We start from the raw sequence: 15,337 nt of genomic DNA on the forward strand, positions 1-15,337 counted from the left end.
GCCGGACTTCGCTTCCAACTATCGATCACGGCGGACGGCTTATCATCCGCCGCCCTTTGATCATGACCAACGCAAAGCAGGAAAGGTACGTGGATGGCTGAAGTGAGCCTGGGGCAAACGATTGGACCGGCAGTTGTCCTGATGGGAGCGGCTGTTGTCGCTGTGCCATTGTTCCGCCGGCTGGGGCTCGGATCGGTGCTCGGCTACTTCGCCGCTGGCGTTCTCGTCGGGCCATCGGTGCTGGGGTTGTTCACCGATACCCAATCCATCCTCCATTTTTCCGAGCTTGGCGTGGTGATGTTCCTGTTCGTGATCGGACTGGAGCTGCGCCCGAACAAATTATGGGCGATGCGGGCCCAGATTTTCGGGCTGGGCCTTGTCCAGGTCGTCGCCGCGACGGCAGCACTCGCGCTTGCGGGCGCGGTGTTCTTCGGCCTCTCTGCGACCGTCGCTTTCATCGCAGGAGCGGGCTTTGTCTTATCCTCGACCGCCGTGATAATGTCTGTGCTGCAGGACCGCGGGGAGCTTTCGAGCGCAGAGGGACAGAAGTCGGTCGCTATCCTGTTGTTTGAGGATCTGATGATCGTACCGCTGCTGGCGGTGGTCGCCTTCCTCTCGCCGCTATCGCATAGACAGGCAGAATGGACTGACGCCTTCGTGGCCGTTGCGGCGCTGCTCTTGCTTTTGGGCATTTCGCGCTGGGGCCTCAATCCGTTCTTCGCCTTGCTGGCACGTGCCCGCACCCGCGAAGTGCTGACGGCAGGAGCGCTGCTCGTCGTTCTCGGTGCAGCTCTGCTGATGGATGTCGCTGGATTGTCGATGGCGATGGGCGCGTTCTTTGCCGGGGTGATGCTCTCAAGCTCGAGCTACCGGCATCAGATCGAAAGCGATATTGAGCCGTTTCGCGGCTTGCTGATGGGACTGTTCTTCCTCGCGGTCGGCATGTCTCTGGACCTTTCGATCGTTGCGGCCGAATGGCCGTTTCTGCTGGCCCTGCTGGGCGCGTTCACGGTCGCGAAAGGTGCCGTGGTCTATGCAGTCGCGCGTCTGTTCGGAGGCTCCAACCACCAGGCCCTGCATCGCACATCCATGTTTCTCCAGGGTGGCGAATTTGCCTTCGTCCTTTATGCGGCAGCGACGTCGGGCGGCGTGATCGATACGCGGGAGAACGCACTGTTTGCCACTGTGGTGATTCTGTCCATGGTGCTGACCCCGCTGCTCACGATAGCGACCGACCTTCTGCTTCGTACGGAAGAGTCGATGGATGGCGTCGATCCCGCCCACGATCTCAAGGGGCGGGTCCTTGTCATCGGGTTCGGACGCTTCGGTCAGATCGCGTCACAGATACCTCTGTCGCAGGGAGTGGAGCTTTCTGTCATCGACAGGGACCCTGACCGCATCCGCGATGCCGGGCGATATGGCTTCAAAGTCTTCTTCGGCGACGGGACTCGACTCGACACGCTGCGACACTCCGGTGCGGAGAAAGCCGACGCAATCATGATCTGTATAGACGACCCGAAGGCCGCGATGAAGATCGTGGAACTGGCGCAACACGAATTCACCCAGGCGAAGCTTCTTGTCCGCAGCTACGATCGTGGACACGCGATAGATCTGATCCGCGCCGGCGTCGATTACCAGATCCGCGAAACAGTCGAATCCGCTTACCTGATGGGAGCCGAAAGTTTGCGGGCCTTGGGCTACGGAAAAGCCGATATTGAAGATGCCACCACCGACATTCGTCGCCGCGACGCCGAGCGCCTGTCCGAGCAGGTCCACGGGGACATCATGTCGGGCAGCAACCGGCTGCTCCTTCAACCCGTGCGAAAGCCGCTTCTCTGATGATCAAGCCTTTTTGCAAAAGCACAAATCGCTGTGACCGCCTCTGCTGAGAATCTTCTCCGCCTCGTCACAACTCCCGTAGAAATCGAAGAACGAGATAGGACAAATTATGCCTACACTCTACTATGCCATGGGCGCGTGCTCGCTGGCGCCGCATATCGCACTCGAATGGATCGGCGCACCCTACGAGGCGGTCAGGGTGCAGTACGGTTCCAGGGAGCTTCTTGCGGTCAATCCGGCCGGGGCGGTGCCGACGCTCCGCGAGGATGACGGCTGGCTCCTGACACAGGCCGGTGCGATCCTCGACTATCTGGCGCACAAACACCCCGATGCCGGCCTTGCCGGCGGGGATAGCCTACGCGCCAGAGCCGAAGCGCATCGCTGGTCCGCCTTCTTCACTTCGGACGTTCATGCGGCCTTCTGGCCGATCTTCATGCCTTTCCGCTACACGAGCGACGAAAGTGAAAGTGCCCGGCAGGCGGCGGTCGAAGCCGGATACAAACTGGTCGCGAAGCAGTTAAGCATCCTCGACCGCCACTTGGATGGGCGAGAATATATCCTGAATGGCGCGCGCTCGATGATAGACGCCTATTCCTTCCCGATGATCCGCTGGGCGCTGAAGCTTCTGCCGGGAGGATTGGAAGGATATCCGAACGTGCTGGCACTTCATGACAGGTTGGCGGGCGATCCGGCCGTGCAGAAGGTCCTCGCGTGTGAGGCGGAAGGCTCACCGCGAAAGGTTGAGCGGGAATGATGGCCGGCATGCAGAGCGCCGACAGCCGAGTTGGCAAACCAGTAGTGGCGCCGGTTTAGCTTCACATCGCCGATACCATGCCAGGCAAAACTTTGGGAACTACGCGACAATGTCACTGGTCGCCAACGTAACGCTGGTAACGGCGTCTCGTAGTTCCGTTGGTAACAAGCGGACGCTGAACTCACGTCGGCAGGTGAAGACCCGATCAATACAGAAAAGCGTTGGCGGAATCGTTTGAGTAACTCCGCTGCGCTCCTCAAGATTTTGAACCTTTGAAAATGGAGAAACACAATGGAAAAGCCTGAATTCATCGTCGTGCCGGGCTTCGGCGAAAAGTTTCGTGAAAACCTGCACTTCTCGAACGCTGTCAAGATCGGAAACCGGGTCGAGACCTCCGGCCAGGGAGGTTGGAACGACGATCTGGAGATCCCCGAGGCGATCGATGAAGAGATCGCCGCCGCATTCCGAAATATCGAACTGATCTTGGCGAAGGCCGGCGCGAAATGGTCGCACGTCGTTCACGTCAACACCTACCATGTCGGCGGTTTTCCTCCGATCGTCAACGAGACGATCGTCAAGCTGTACCGCCAGTACATGCCGGACCACGCACCGATCTGGACGCAGGTGGGCGTCGAGGCGCTGGGCCTGCCGACGATGCGGTTCGAGATCCGTGTCACCGCCATCATTCATTGATCCTGCAGCTTCCAAGCGCGACCTTCCCAACGCAGAGGTCAATCTACTCGATGCCGGACATTTCGCGCTGGAGACCCATGCCCACGAGATCGCGCCCTGATCCGCGATTTCCTCGGCCGCGTTCTGCCCGATAGAAAGTAGGGCCACGGATACGCTCGATCTCAGAGAGCTAAATGCCGACCTAGTGGGTTAGCGAGACGCATGAATGGATTGGGAGAAATCTCTTATGGTAGACAGTCGGAAACCAGCTGGGTCACAGGGCGTCCGCGTAGACGAACGCGTAATACCCGTCCCCGCCTCAATAAGCACCGAGGCGCAGGTAATGTTGCACGCCGCCGTACGCGAGGGAGCGCCACTCAACGCACTCTTTGCAACACCATCACCACAAGATCATGAGGCATGGCGGCAGATGCAGATCGCTGCCGACAGGTATTACGCAGAAACTCTTCCGGAGGCTGCGAAGGAAACGAAAGGAAATCTCGAAACGCTACATTTCGGCACAACCACGGCCCATGTAGCGACACCGGAAAATATTAGACTTGCGGACTGCGTTCTTATCGATCTGCATGGCGGCGCGCTTGTTTTTGGCGGCGGCGATTCCTGTCGGGAAAGTGCGCGAATACATGCAGAGCGGCACGGTATGATCTGCTACGGTATCGACTATCGCATGCCACCAGATCACCCCTATCCCGCCGCCCTCAGCGACTGCATCGTAACCTACAGGCACCTGATCCAGCGCTATGGCGCAAACCGTGTCGTGTTTAGCGGTCGCTCGGCCGGCGGTAACTTGGCGATGGCTGCTATTATGAGGGCACGGGACGAAGGCCTGCCTTTTCCGGCCGGCGTCGTGCTCCTTTCCCCGGAAGTGGACCTCACTGAATCGGGCGACAGCTTTCAGACCAACCGGACGATCGACGTCATCCTGCCGAGTTCGCTGATGTCGCATAACCTGCTCTACGCAAACGGAGCGGACTTGTCTCATCCCTACCTGTCTCCACTTTTCGGGGAAATAGCGGCCGATTTTCCGCCGACTTTCCTGCAAAGTGGAACCCGCGATCTGTTCCTTTCCAATGCAGTGAGATTTCATCGCAAGCTGAGACGTGCGGGCGTTCCAGCAGAACTGCATGTTTTCGAGACAATGCCGCATGGCGGCTTTGGAGGCGCCCCGGAAGATCAGGAACTCACAGAGGAAATCGTTCGTTTTGTCACCGGCTGCCTGGCGAAGTCGTCACCCAGCTTTGCGTCGAAAGTCCCGAATGCATATCAAACCGGGGCACGACAGGGAAAATGAGACGTATCGGTATTGGGGCATTACAGCTCGGCGGTAAGAGGTTCCACTTCACTGATTCAGGCGCACCTTCCCACGTTGCGGGAACACCAGCATGAGGATACTTTTGGTCGAGGACGAGGCGGAGTTCGCCAAAGCAATGCGCGGCGCGCTTGAACGCGACCGTTTCGTGGTCGACTGGGTGACAAGCATTTCGCTTGCCAGTGAAGCATCCCAGTCGCGCGTGCATGAGCTTGTCCTGCTCGATCGCACATTGCCCGACGGCGACGGCCTTAGCCTTGTTCGACAGCTGCGGGTAGATAATCCGGGCGTGCCTATCATTGTGTTGAGCGCTCGTGGGGAACTGAACGACCGCGTTGCCGGGCTTGATGATGGCGCCGACGATTACCTGGTGAAGCCTTTCGACCTGGAGGAAATGCTTGCTCGCATCCGGGCCGTGCAGCGCCGCCCGAACGAACTTGCACCAGACGAGATCGTCGTCGGTGACATCGTATTCGACATGGCCTTTGGCGAAGCACGGGTTCGCGCAACGCAGTTGGTACTGCAAAGGCGTGAAGTTGCAGTGCTCACTGCGTTGATTCGGCGTCGCGGACGCGTTGTCCTGCGCGAGACGCTTGAGGAATCAGTCTACGGCTTCGACGACGCTATCCAGTCGAACACACTCGATTCTCATATCTCACGCTTGCGTCGAAAATTCAACGAAGCAGGCGCCGGCGTCGAGATTCATACGGTAAGAGGAGTGGGCTATTTGCTCAGGGCAAAGGATTGAAGCGCCGTCAGCCATCATTGAAGACGCGCCTCGTCGCCAGGCAGTTGATCCTCCAGTTTCTGACGATCGCGGTCGCCGCCATCGGATTCATCATCTTTTTCGTCAATTCGGCTCTTGACGGGATGTATGTCGAGGAGGCTGTCGTAAAAGTTGCGGCAAACTCGATCGTCCGGTATGCGGCCGGAGACCCAATAGTGGAAGTGACCTCCGAGCTGGCGAAACTTCGAGAGGAATCGCCGGATCTCTGGTTCGCGGCCCGGCTTAGCGACGGCAGTGTGGTTGCCTTCGGCCAGGTGCCGGCGGAGTACGCTCCCCTCATTCCCCACCTCGACAAACTGTCTTCGGCAGACATGCGCGGGCAGTTCGAGCCCTTCACCCTTTCCGTCCTGGTTCGACAGGAATCCGGCCCCGCAGGCGATATGAAAATCATTGCGCATGGTCGGGTCCAACCCTTCACAGCGCTCATCACCATTGCATCCAATATCGTAGCGACTGCCATTTTCCTCGCCCTGGCTCTCGTCTCCATCGTCGCGACGCCCTTGATCGTCAAGCGCGCCTTGGCCGGTGTCATAAAAACTGCGGAGGAAGCAGAGCGGATCGACGCCGGACGTCGCGGCATCCGTCTTTCGGCAGACAAGGTTCCACGCGAGATCAGCCCGCTCGTCCGCGCTGTCAATGAAGCTTTCGACCGTCTCGATGAAGGTTATGATCGTCAGCACCGTTTCATCGCGTCGGCCGCGCACGAGCTGCGCACGCCGATCGCGATATTGAGAATGAAGATCGACGCCGCGACCGACAAGGGTCTGCGATTGCTCTTGCCGGACGTATCACGGCTTGCGACGCTGTCCGAGCAACTTCTTGATCTTCATAGATTGGACAATGGCGCACCGAGCGACCGGCTCGACGTGGTTGCGCTCGCCCGCAGTGTCGCTGCGGATCTGGCGCCGGTGCTCGTTTCGTCGGGCAAGGCAATCGAGGTGATTGTTGAACAGCCCGGAATGATCATGGGCAATACCGGTTCGATAGAACGCGCGCTCACAAATCTCATCCAGAATGCTGTCGAGCATGGCGGGGACGAGGTGATAGTGCGAGTTAACGGCCCCTCCGTGGAAGTGGAGGATAACGGTCCCGGCATACCGGGCGAAGAACACGAACGGGTGCTTGAACCCTTTCACCGGCTAAGGCCGCGTTCTTCCGGTGCTGGCCTGGGTCTCAATCTGGTCAAACAGGTCGTGGATCACCATGGCGGCCGCATCACAATCGCAGAGGCCCCCAGCGGCGGGGCGATCGTACGGTTAGAGTTCACTGCGGTGTCGTAACCGCGGCCGAGCCAATGTTGGCGCAATGTTTCCCTGCGCATCTACACGGACGGATCGCGACGCCGGGCTGCCTGCATCCATCCTCGTGGTCTTGCGCGTTTGCAGTGAGCTACGACCGCGAGGCGCCGCCTTGTTATACTTGAGGTTGATAATGATCACAGATGATCGATGGCAACGACCCGGCTGGCCAGAAATACTGATAGGGCTCGTCGCATACGCAGTGCTTCTTGTTTCGTTCGGCCTGCTAATGGGACTTCTACCCAGCAACGATCCCGTTGTCCTAGGAGTTGTCGGCTCGACGGCAGGAGGTTTCGTCGGCGTCGGTGCTTTCACCGCAGCATATAGCCTGCGGATACGGAATCTGCGCTCCTTCGGGTTCCGACCGGTCTCACCTCGCTGGCTCCTGATCGCGACTGGAGTCGGAATCATCGGATACGGTATCAACCTGATCATACAGTTCGCATACCTGGCCTGGTTTGGGAGCAGTGATCCTCAAGGCATCCTGCATGCGGCCGCGCGTGGTGGACCCTTACCGTTTCTCTTGTCTTTCCTGGGCGGCGCCATCTTCACGCCCTTTGGCGAGGAAATCCTGTTCAGAGGTGTCGTTGCGAATGCAGTCAACCGCTACGGCGCGTTTGCCGGCATCGTTCTGAGCGCGATCATATTCGGACTCGCGCACGGCGTCGGCGTGATCCTGCCCGTCGCGATCATGGTCGGTATTTTATCTGCTATCCTTTTCCGGGCAACCGGATCGGTCTGGCCCTGTGTCATCCTGCATTGCGTCTATAACGGCGCCAATAGTTTTGCATCGGCCATGAGATTTTCGCCAATGCAGTAAAGTGAAAGCCCTTTGGTCGCTGCAATCACCCGCAGCAGCGGCCATGGCTGAACGGGAAGCGAATTCTCTCAGCAATGCCGACTGCGCGGGTCCTCTCAGCCATAGGGAAAATCAGTTTGAACAGACGTTATCTCCTTTCGTTCGCGCTTGCGCTCGGTGCCGTGCCGTTGGACCCCGGATCTGCTGCTGAGACAGCAATTGAGCAGAAAGCGAAGGATATTTTCGCCTCCACGGTCAGGGAGTACAAAATTCCAGGACTCGTGGTCGGAGCGACCCAGAACGGCCGGCATAGTTTTTATAGCTATGGTTTTGCATCGCTGGCGGATCAGCGGCCCGTCAGCCCCGACACGATTTTCGAATTGGGATCGGTCAGCAAGCTTTTTACCGCGACCTTGGCGGCGATCGCGGAGCAGAAAGGTGAGCTATCGCTCGACGATACGGTTGCAAAACACCTTTGCTCGAATACGTGCCGGATCGGCGACGACATAACGCTAATGGATCTGGCCACCCATCACTCAGGTGGCCTGCCCCTCCAGGTGCCCGACGAGGTGGACCACGTCGATAAGATGGCTGCGTGGCTGAAAATCTGGAAACCGACGCAGCCTGGAGCGCGCAGCTACTCCAACGTCAGCATCGGCATGCTCGGACATATTACTTCCAAGTCCATGGGCATGACATACGAGAACACCCTGAAGGCTGAGCTTTTGACCGGACTTGGCCTGTCGAACACCTGGATCACGGTCTCGAATGAGGCGATCGCCGATTACGCCTATGGTTATGACAAGACCGACCAGGCCATTCGCGTCAATCCGGGCGTTCTCGACGCGGAAGCCTATGGCATCAAATCAACCGCTCGCGACATGCTGACGTTCCTTGATGCACAACTCGGTCAGCGGGAGGTTCCGGCGGATATCAAGACAGCGATTGCCCGCACACATGAAGGTCAGTTCCGGACTGCCTACTTCACGCAGGACATGATCTGGGAACAGTACGAATGGCCTGTCGATGAGAAAAAGCTTATATCGGGCAATGCTCCAGACTTCATTCTGAACCCTCAACGGGAAGATAGGATCGTGCCCGCTCTGCCACCCCAAAAGCAGGTTCTTCTAAACAAGACGGGATCGACGAACGGTTTCGGCGCATATGTCGCCTTTCTCCCGGACAAGGATCTGGGTGTCGTCGTGCTGGCGAACCGCAACTATCCCAATGAAGCACGTGTTAAAGCCACTTACGCACTCATCAACGCCTTGGTGTCTCAAGAGTAAAAAGCTTGCTGCAGAGAATTGGGCTAATCTTCACGCCGCTTCCGTTCAACGGCGTGTTTCAAGGTACGTGCAGTAATTGCACTGATGTCAGAAACGTCGACACCGGGACGTTCCGGTTCGCGAAGCGCGCACTGGGCTCCAGGTGGCGACCGGATTGTTCCCGGAGGATTTTCCACAGTCAAACAATGTTGCCGCAATCTTCTCCTGCTCTTTGGGGTTTGGGCTGGTTATGCCGACTGAGGGGGACGTCGCTCGCTTGCGTCGCGCTTTGACCGCCAGCGCTCATTCTCGAAAGGAGATCAACAGAATGCTACAACGTCCTTCCGCCGAACGTCGTCGGTCTGCGATAACCATATTCTCCATCGCCCTGCTCGGCCTTGCTGTAACAGGGTGCGTGTCAGCCGAAGAGCGGCAGTACAGGGACGCGGACACCTGCCAGAGCTTTGGGGCGGCCTATGGGTCTCGCGCTTATACGAACTGCATGCTGGAACAACGGGCGCGGCGCGACAATGCGCAACGGGAGTCGCTCGAGCGGACCCGCTTGACACAGGAGATTGCGAGAAACGCCCAAGTGGCGACTGATCGCGCGCGCTGGGACCGCTGCAGGCGCGACCCTGACCGCCGCGAGTGCCGGCGATAGGACCAGCCCCTGCGGCTGCGCGATGCACGTGCATCGCGCAGCAAACTGAATAAACGCGCGCGCTGCCACTACGTGTTTGCGGATGCAAAGTGTAGCGTTCCCGACTCAGCGACACAGCTCATCATGAAAAAGGGCTACCGAAACACCTGCAGGAACAATAAGAATCGTGCCACCACGGCAGTAACGAATTGAACGAAGACTGCTGGTAACGCCGTCGGTCCGCCGTGATCGTTGAGACTGCTTAGCCTTATCTGTCCGCCGATGTCGACTAAAAGGGAGCCGAGCCGTCTCCGACACACGTTTCTCCGCGTCGCGGATTAGACGCATGAAAATTCACAAAAACAGATATGAATAGGAAGTGATCATGCTCAAGCTTGCTGCAACGGTTGCTATTGCGACCTCCCTTCTATCCGGCACCGCTATCGCTCAACCGGTCAAGCCCACTATCGTCCTGGTTCATGGTGCATTTGCTGACTCGTCAAGCTGGAATGGCGTCATCGTCAACCTCCAAAAGGACGGCTATAAGACGGTCGCTGTAGCCAACCCGTTGCGAAGTGTATCAAATGATGCGGGTCTCGTGTCCGACGTCGTCGGAAGCATCGAGGGCCCGGTGGTGCTCGTTGGTCATTCCTATGGAGGCCAAATTATCTCCAACGCTGCGAATGGGCACGACAACGTCAAGTCACTCGTCTATGTGGCTGCCTTCGCACCGGATTCTGGCGAATCTGCATCCGATCTGGCGGGCAGGTTCCCCGGCGGCACGCTTGGGGAAGCGCTTGCTGCTCCCATCAAGCTCACTGACGGTGGCGTCGATCTCTCCATCGACCAGACCAAGTTCCGCGACCAGTTCGCGCACGACGTTCCGCCAGATGCCTCGGCACTAATGGCTGTCGGCCAGCGGCCAATCACTGAAGCGGCCCTGACGGACAAGTCCGGTGAACCGGCTTGGAAAACGCTGCCGTCGTACTTCGTCTATGGCGACAGCGACAAAAATATCCCGGCCAAGGCACTTGGCTTCATGGCAGAGCGTGCAGGCTCCAGGCAGACGGTCGTGGTCGAGGGGGCATCGCATGTTGTGATGGTCTCGCACCCGAAGATTGTGGCAGACCTGATCGAAGAGGCTGCGAAATAATCCGGCATTCGGCCGATATCGGACCACCGTTGCGCGTGTCTTCACCCGCGGAACGATACCCAACCAGATCCAAATCGGGTCGAATACTGAACCGGGGAGTGTCACATTGAAAGCTATCACAGTTTCGAAGACAGGCGCAGAAACTCACCTCGTCCTTGCCGAACATACAGAACCTGGGGCCGCACCGGACGAGGCAATCGTCGCGGTTCGCGCGTTCTCCCTGAACAACGGCGAGGTTCGCGGTGCACTCAATGAAGGTAGCGATGGCGATCGACCCGGATGGGATTTGTCCGGTGTAGTACAGACCGCGCCGGAAGGATCCGGTTTCCACCCAGGTGATCGCGTGGTAGGCTTGGTATGGAGCGGTGGCTGGGCGGAACGTGTCGCCGTGCCGACGAGCCGACTTGCCAAAATTCCCGACGACGTCAGCTTTGAAGCGGCCTCGACCCTCCCTGTCGCAGGCTTGACTGCGGCCATAGCGCTGCGGAAGAAGGCGATTGGTCCGGGAAGCCGCGTTCTCGTCACGGCGGCCACGGGTGGTGTCGGCATTTATGCGATCCAGCTCGCAGCGGCTGCAGGTGCCCACGTGACGGCCTTCACGCGGGATGGCTCGACAGCGGAATTCCTGCGCAGCCTTGGCGCGAACGATATCGCGGTCGGCGTTGAGGCCGGCGAAAAGAGTGCGCCCTACGACCTCATTTTGGAGGGCGTTGGAGGCTCGCTTCTGGGCAATGCGCTGATGTGGCTGGCATCGCGCGGTGTCTGCGTTCTTTTCGGGGATGCTTCGGAGGATAGGCTCACGACCTTTGACGCCCGTCGCTTCCGCCTTCAGGCCGGCGGAGCATTCGGCGGTACGGTTCTCTACGGTTTCTTTCTCCTCGAGGAGTTGTACCGGCCGGACTGTGCGGCCGACGGGTCGGCCATTCTTGCCGACCTTGCGCGGCGGCTGTCCGATGGAAGTCTGCGTCCGGTTATCGGAAAGACTGCACCTTGGGTCGACACCGATGCGACAGCCCGCAAACTTCTGAAAAGAAAGTTCGCGGGAAAGGCCGTCCTTACAGTGGGCGGATGAGGAAAAGCCTCGGGACTTAATTGCTCTCCGGTAGGCGTGCGATCACCTTGATCTCGTAATCGAACCCGGCCAGCCAGTTTACTCCGACGACAGTCCAGTTGGGATAGGGCGGCTTGGTGAAAATCCTCCGCCTGACTTCCATGATCGTTGCGAACTGGCTCTCCGGATCTGTATGGAACGTCGTGACATCCACGAGATCGTCGAACGTGCAGCCTACGGCATCGAGTGCAGCCTTCAGATTGTCGAAGGCCATTTCAACCTGACGTTCGAAATCAGGTTCGGGTGTTCCATCGCTGCGGCTGCCGAGTAGCGATGTTCTTCGTAAATAGCATGCCTGTTGACCGGAAAGATGACCCGGGGTTTTGTCACTTCTCGTTCCCACTTAATTGTTGTCGATGGGTATGCTAGCCACTCTGGTATCACATTCGATCACTTCAGCTATTCGGGCAGCGGGATGAACTCGGTCTCATCGCCGGGCGGTAGACGAAAGCGACCATGCTCCCAGTCACCCTTTCGCCAGGCCTCTTTCGCGGCATCGATCTTCTCCTGCGACGAAGCGACGAAGTTCCACGAGATATAGCGCGGTCCATTCATTGTCTCGCCGCCGAGCACCATAAGGCGCGCGCCAGTCTCGCCTGCTGTCAGACTGATCCGATCGCCGGGACGGAACACCATCATTTGGCCAGCAGCAAACGGAGTTCCGGCGATCAGGATGCTGCCCTCAACGACATAGACGCCGCGATCTTCGTGATCGTCGGGCAGCGGCAGCTTTGCATCGGCGGATAGAATGATATCGGCATAGAAGGTCTCAGTGAAGGTCTTGACTGGAGCCCGCGCGCCCCAAGCAGAGCCGATGATCAGCCGGACCTGCTTGCCTTCATCCTCGATGACCGGCAGCGCCTCGCGACCGTGATGTTCGAAACTGGCCGCAGTGTCTTCCGCATGATCTGGTAGCGCAACCCAAGTCTGGATTCCGAAAGCGGTGCGGGGACGGCTGCGCATCTCCTCGCTGGTGCGTTCGGAATGCGTGACGCCATTACCGGCGATCATCCAGTTTACCTCACCGGGGTAGACCATCTGGTCGGCGCCGGTGCTATCGCGATGATGAAATGCGCCCTCATAAAGATAGGTCACGGTCGCCAGCCCGATATGCGGATGCGGACGTACGTCGATGCCACCGCCGGTCAGGAACTCCGCCGGTCCCACCTGATCAAAGAAGATGAAGGGGCCAACCATCTGCCGTTTCGGGGCGGGTAATGCCCGGCGCACTTCGAAACCGCCGAGATCGCGGGTGCGCGGGATGATGAGGGTTTCAATAGCGTCCAGGCTGACGGCTTCGGGGCATTCGGGGTTCTGCGTAGGGTTCCAGCTCATGTCACGTTCCTCCGCTCATACTGGTCATAAAGGCCGCCTCAGGTGGCGGACGATCTGCTGTTGGTCGCCGATATGAAGGAATTCGGCAGTTCCTGATCCAGCGCGTCGGCCTTGGTAACACGCGCGTGCTGGCACGGCCTTCGGCAGTACTTCAAAGGACACTGACATTTATATTTATGGTATGGTAGCGCCCGTTTATGTGAAGCTGTGTCGCACTATGAGGAACGGCGATATCCGCATAGATGATCTCGAGAGCATTTGAGAAATGCCTCCGATGTTGGCGGAGTTACTCTACGGCGGCTCGACTTCGCGGCCGCGACAGCGCCGTCAATCCAAGACAGTGAAATCCTTGCTTACCACTGTTTGGGGCGACCGGATGAATGTCTCCCTCGATGAGGTCTTCAGATCCTATCGATGTCGTACACAGCATCTTGATACCGGCGGCTCACCCGAGCCTGAACGTCATGACGAGGAACCGCCCATGCCGTCTCTGGTGGCAAAGCCAAGCCATTGCTCCGTCACGGGTCGCTAATTCATCGACATCGACGCGCACGTTCCGATTTCTGTGACACAGCTGAACACATCCTGGGGCTAGGATCAGGCAATCTTCAGCCCGACATTGGTTAAGTCGCCCTACAGCAGACGAATTGAAACTGGAATTCGTCTTAGCCTGAACAGGGTACAGCGCCTGGCAGTTGCAGAGAGGATAACATGCATGGGTTGGAACTCCGCGATAGAACTGGGATGCCCCGATGAGGTCGGGCAGGTCATCGTCTCGACCGGCATATGGATCGCGACACTCCCCGGCGAGCGTTACGATAAACAGGGCGGCGGCAACGCGATCGGCCTTGCCGTCCTGATCGCCCTTTCGAAGTGCAGCGCCGACGGACTGGAGGACGATGCATCCTACGCCGCGGGGGCCAAGAGCACACAATCCCCAGTCTGCCTGCCCGTAGTCGGCATCTACGCCAGCCTCATTGCCCTGTTTGCAGACCCGGAAAATGAACGGTCGGGGGCATCACGGGAGAAGGGTCGGAAGCTGATCACCATCGCGACGCGCGATGGCCCAGGCGGCCCGCCATCCTACAGCATTCCCTTTAAACGGGTCCATCACGACGATACGCTGGGATGGAGAACTCGCAAAATGAACCGCTCCAGCAGAAGGGCCATAACGCGGGGAGTCGAAGTGTTTGCTCAGACATGACTGCAACCCTGAAATCCAACTCCGACAGCTTCACTATGTGATCGCGGCGGCCGAGCATGGCAGCTTCCGACAGGCGGCGCTCGCAGTCGGAGTACAGGAGTCCGCGATCAGCCGCCGGATCCGCGATCTGGAGGACCAGGCTGGCGCGGCTCTTTTCATCCGCTGTCCGCGCGGCGTGTCGCTCACCGAAGCCGGAAAGAAATTCCTGACGCATGCGCGCAGAGCAATTAACGAGATCGACCTCGCCTTGAAGGAGGTGGGCGCGGCTGGCCGCGCCGAGAAGGGTGTGCTGAGGATCGGTATATTCACCTCGCTCGCGTCGGGGTTTATCGCTGAGCTGCTCCAGCGCTACCGCGAGCAAAATCCCGGCATCCGTTCGACTTTCGTCGAGGGCGCGCCTGCCGACCACGTGGTGGCCGTACGGCGACACGAGATCGACGTCGCCTTTCTGACCGGACATGCTGAAGTGCCGAGCTGCGAGGTGACGCGGCTATGGTGTGAGAGGGTATTCGTCGTGCTTTCGGAGACGCACGAACTGGCAGCAAAAGATCGGATCGAATGGACCGATCTACGCGGGCGGCACTTCATCGTGAGCGAGGCCGAGCCCGGTCCAGAGATCCACGACTATCTCGTGAAGCATCTCGCGGAGCTCGGCCATCGTCCGAGTATCGAGCGGTACCCGATCTACAACAGAGACACGCTGATGCAGATGGTGGCGCTTGCTGAAGGGATCACGCTGACCAGTGAGGCGACGACGGGAACGATGTTTCCAGGCGTGACCTATCGGTTGCTCGAGGCGGATGCAATTCCATTCTGCGCGGTCTGGTCATCGCGTAACGACAATCCCGCGCTACGTAGGATGCTGAGCCTCGCCAAGAGCCTGTCGAAGAAGCGCTTCGCAACGCAGCCGATCACTCTTCCTGACGGTCGGGCGTGACCGAACGCCGGGCTTTGGCGAAACCGCGATCCGTCTCGACGAAGCGCTCTAGCATAGGCACGATCAGGCGGACCGGCTCAATGGGTTGGGTCCCCGCTTCGGCGAGCAACCGGCCGTATTCGACAAGATCGCGATGGAGCGGCGCGGGCAGCTCCACCGCCACCTTGACGGGCTTGTCGTCGGCGATCGGTCCAAGTTTCAGCTTTGCCATAG

At 58.8% G+C, this 15,337-nt stretch carries 16 protein-coding genes and 2 pseudogenes; 14 read left to right on the top strand and 4 right to left on the bottom strand.

Annotated elements, in window-relative coordinates; translation table 11 throughout:
• The first annotated feature begins 93 nt into the window (after positions 1 to 93).
• The 6 genes and pseudogenes from CES85_RS20035 to CES85_RS20055 all read left to right on the top strand — a co-directional run bounded on the left by CES85_RS20035 (position 94) and on the right by CES85_RS20055 (position 5,343).
• On the top strand, positions 94 to 1,839 hold the full coding sequence (locus CES85_RS20035; protein WP_095447485.1) for a monovalent cation:proton antiporter-2 (CPA2) family protein: 1,746 nt from the start codon (positions 94 to 96) through the stop codon (positions 1,837 to 1,839).
• A gap of 109 nt (positions 1,840 to 1,948) precedes the next feature.
• A complete protein-coding gene (locus CES85_RS20040; RefSeq protein WP_095447486.1) occupies positions 1,949 to 2,593 on the top strand; it encodes a glutathione S-transferase family protein in 645 nt (214 codons plus the stop codon).
• A 291-nt stretch (positions 2,594 to 2,884) separates the two neighbouring features.
• On the top strand, positions 2,885 to 3,286 hold the full coding sequence (locus CES85_RS20045) for a RidA family protein (protein ID WP_095447487.1): 402 nt from the start codon (positions 2,885 to 2,887) through the stop codon (positions 3,284 to 3,286).
• A 7-nt stretch (positions 3,287 to 3,293) separates the two neighbouring features.
• Positions 3,294 to 3,427, top strand: a pseudogene (locus tag CES85_RS28335) (alpha/beta hydrolase); the annotation flags it as partial.
• A gap of 181 nt (positions 3,428 to 3,608) precedes the next feature.
• Positions 3,609 to 4,577: an alpha/beta hydrolase gene (locus CES85_RS20050; RefSeq protein ID WP_244923268.1), complete on the top strand. Its 969-nt coding sequence runs from the start codon at positions 3,609 to 3,611 to the stop codon at positions 4,575 to 4,577.
• 91 nt (positions 4,578 to 4,668) lie between these two features.
• A complete protein-coding gene (locus tag CES85_RS20055) occupies positions 4,669 to 5,343 on the top strand; it encodes a response regulator (protein ID WP_095447489.1) in 675 nt (224 codons plus the stop codon).
• A 14-nt stretch (positions 5,344 to 5,357) separates the two neighbouring features.
• Here CES85_RS20055 and CES85_RS27855 read toward each other — a convergent pair whose 3' ends face one another.
• Positions 5,358 to 5,780 (bottom strand): hypothetical protein, encoded by a 423-nt coding sequence (locus tag CES85_RS27855; protein ID WP_244923269.1) that lies wholly within the window; start codon positions 5,778 to 5,780, stop codon positions 5,358 to 5,360.
• On the opposite strand from CES85_RS27855, the gene CES85_RS20060 reads away from it, so the two are divergent.
• The 5 genes from CES85_RS20060 to CES85_RS20085 all read left to right on the top strand — a co-directional run bounded on the left by CES85_RS20060 (position 5,763) and on the right by CES85_RS20085 (position 11,609).
• Positions 5,763 to 6,662: a sensor histidine kinase gene (locus tag CES85_RS20060; RefSeq protein ID WP_244923270.1), complete on the top strand. Its 900-nt coding sequence runs from the start codon at positions 5,763 to 5,765 to the stop codon at positions 6,660 to 6,662. The two genes, CES85_RS27855 and CES85_RS20060, sit on opposite strands and share 18 nt — an antisense overlap.
• Positions 6,663 to 6,813: 151 nt before the next feature.
• Positions 6,814 to 7,500: a CPBP family intramembrane glutamic endopeptidase gene (locus CES85_RS20065; RefSeq protein ID WP_095447491.1), complete on the top strand. Its 687-nt coding sequence runs from the start codon at positions 6,814 to 6,816 to the stop codon at positions 7,498 to 7,500.
• A gap of 116 nt (positions 7,501 to 7,616) precedes the next feature.
• A complete protein-coding gene (ampC, locus tag CES85_RS20070; RefSeq protein ID WP_244923271.1) occupies positions 7,617 to 8,765 on the top strand; it encodes a class C beta-lactamase in 1,149 nt (382 codons plus the stop codon).
• Positions 8,766 to 9,769: 1,004 nt separating this feature from the next.
• Positions 9,770 to 10,537, top strand: coding sequence for an alpha/beta fold hydrolase (locus CES85_RS20080; protein WP_095447493.1), 768 nt, complete (start codon positions 9,770 to 9,772; stop codon positions 10,535 to 10,537).
• 106 nt (positions 10,538 to 10,643) lie between these two features.
• A complete protein-coding gene (locus CES85_RS20085) occupies positions 10,644 to 11,609 on the top strand; it encodes a zinc-binding dehydrogenase (RefSeq protein WP_157743476.1) in 966 nt (321 codons plus the stop codon).
• 16 nt (positions 11,610 to 11,625) lie between these two features.
• Here CES85_RS20085 and CES85_RS20090 read toward each other — a convergent pair.
• Together CES85_RS20090 and CES85_RS20095 are read right to left on the bottom strand one after the other, a co-directional pair.
• Positions 11,626 to 11,978 (bottom strand): annotated as a pseudogene (locus CES85_RS20090) (RidA family protein).
• Between the two features lie 69 nt (positions 11,979 to 12,047).
• On the bottom strand, positions 12,048 to 12,983 hold the full coding sequence (locus CES85_RS20095; RefSeq protein WP_095447495.1) for a pirin family protein: 936 nt from the start codon (positions 12,981 to 12,983) through the stop codon (positions 12,048 to 12,050).
• Positions 12,984 to 13,257: 274 nt separating this feature from the next.
• Here CES85_RS20095 and CES85_RS27215 point away from each other — a divergent pair, with 274 nt between their 5' ends.
• The 3 genes from CES85_RS27215 (at position 13,258) to CES85_RS20105 (ending at position 15,124) form a co-directional block, all read left to right on the top strand.
• Positions 13,258 to 13,515 carry a hypothetical protein gene (locus CES85_RS27215; RefSeq protein WP_157743477.1) on the top strand — a complete coding sequence of 86 codons (258 nt, stop codon included), beginning with the start codon at positions 13,258 to 13,260 and terminating at the stop codon, positions 13,513 to 13,515.
• 183 nt (positions 13,516 to 13,698) lie between these two features.
• Positions 13,699 to 14,187, top strand: coding sequence for a hypothetical protein (locus tag CES85_RS20100; protein WP_095447496.1), 489 nt, complete (start codon positions 13,699 to 13,701; stop codon positions 14,185 to 14,187).
• Positions 14,174 to 15,124, top strand: coding sequence for a LysR family transcriptional regulator (locus CES85_RS20105; protein ID WP_095447497.1), 951 nt, complete (start codon positions 14,174 to 14,176; stop codon positions 15,122 to 15,124). The genes CES85_RS20100 and CES85_RS20105 overlap by 14 nt, the downstream gene beginning before the upstream one ends.
• Here CES85_RS20105 and CES85_RS20110 read toward each other — a convergent pair.
• On the bottom strand, positions 15,099 to 15,335 hold the full coding sequence (locus CES85_RS20110; RefSeq protein ID WP_095447498.1) for a DUF2274 domain-containing protein: 237 nt from the start codon (positions 15,333 to 15,335) through the stop codon (positions 15,099 to 15,101). The two genes, CES85_RS20105 and CES85_RS20110, sit on opposite strands and share 26 nt — an antisense overlap.
• Positions 15,336 to 15,337 lie beyond the last annotated feature (2 nt).

The organism is Ochrobactrum quorumnocens, assembly GCF_002278035.1.
Classification (GTDB): Bacteria; Pseudomonadota; Alphaproteobacteria; order Rhizobiales; family Rhizobiaceae; genus Brucella; species Brucella quorumnocens.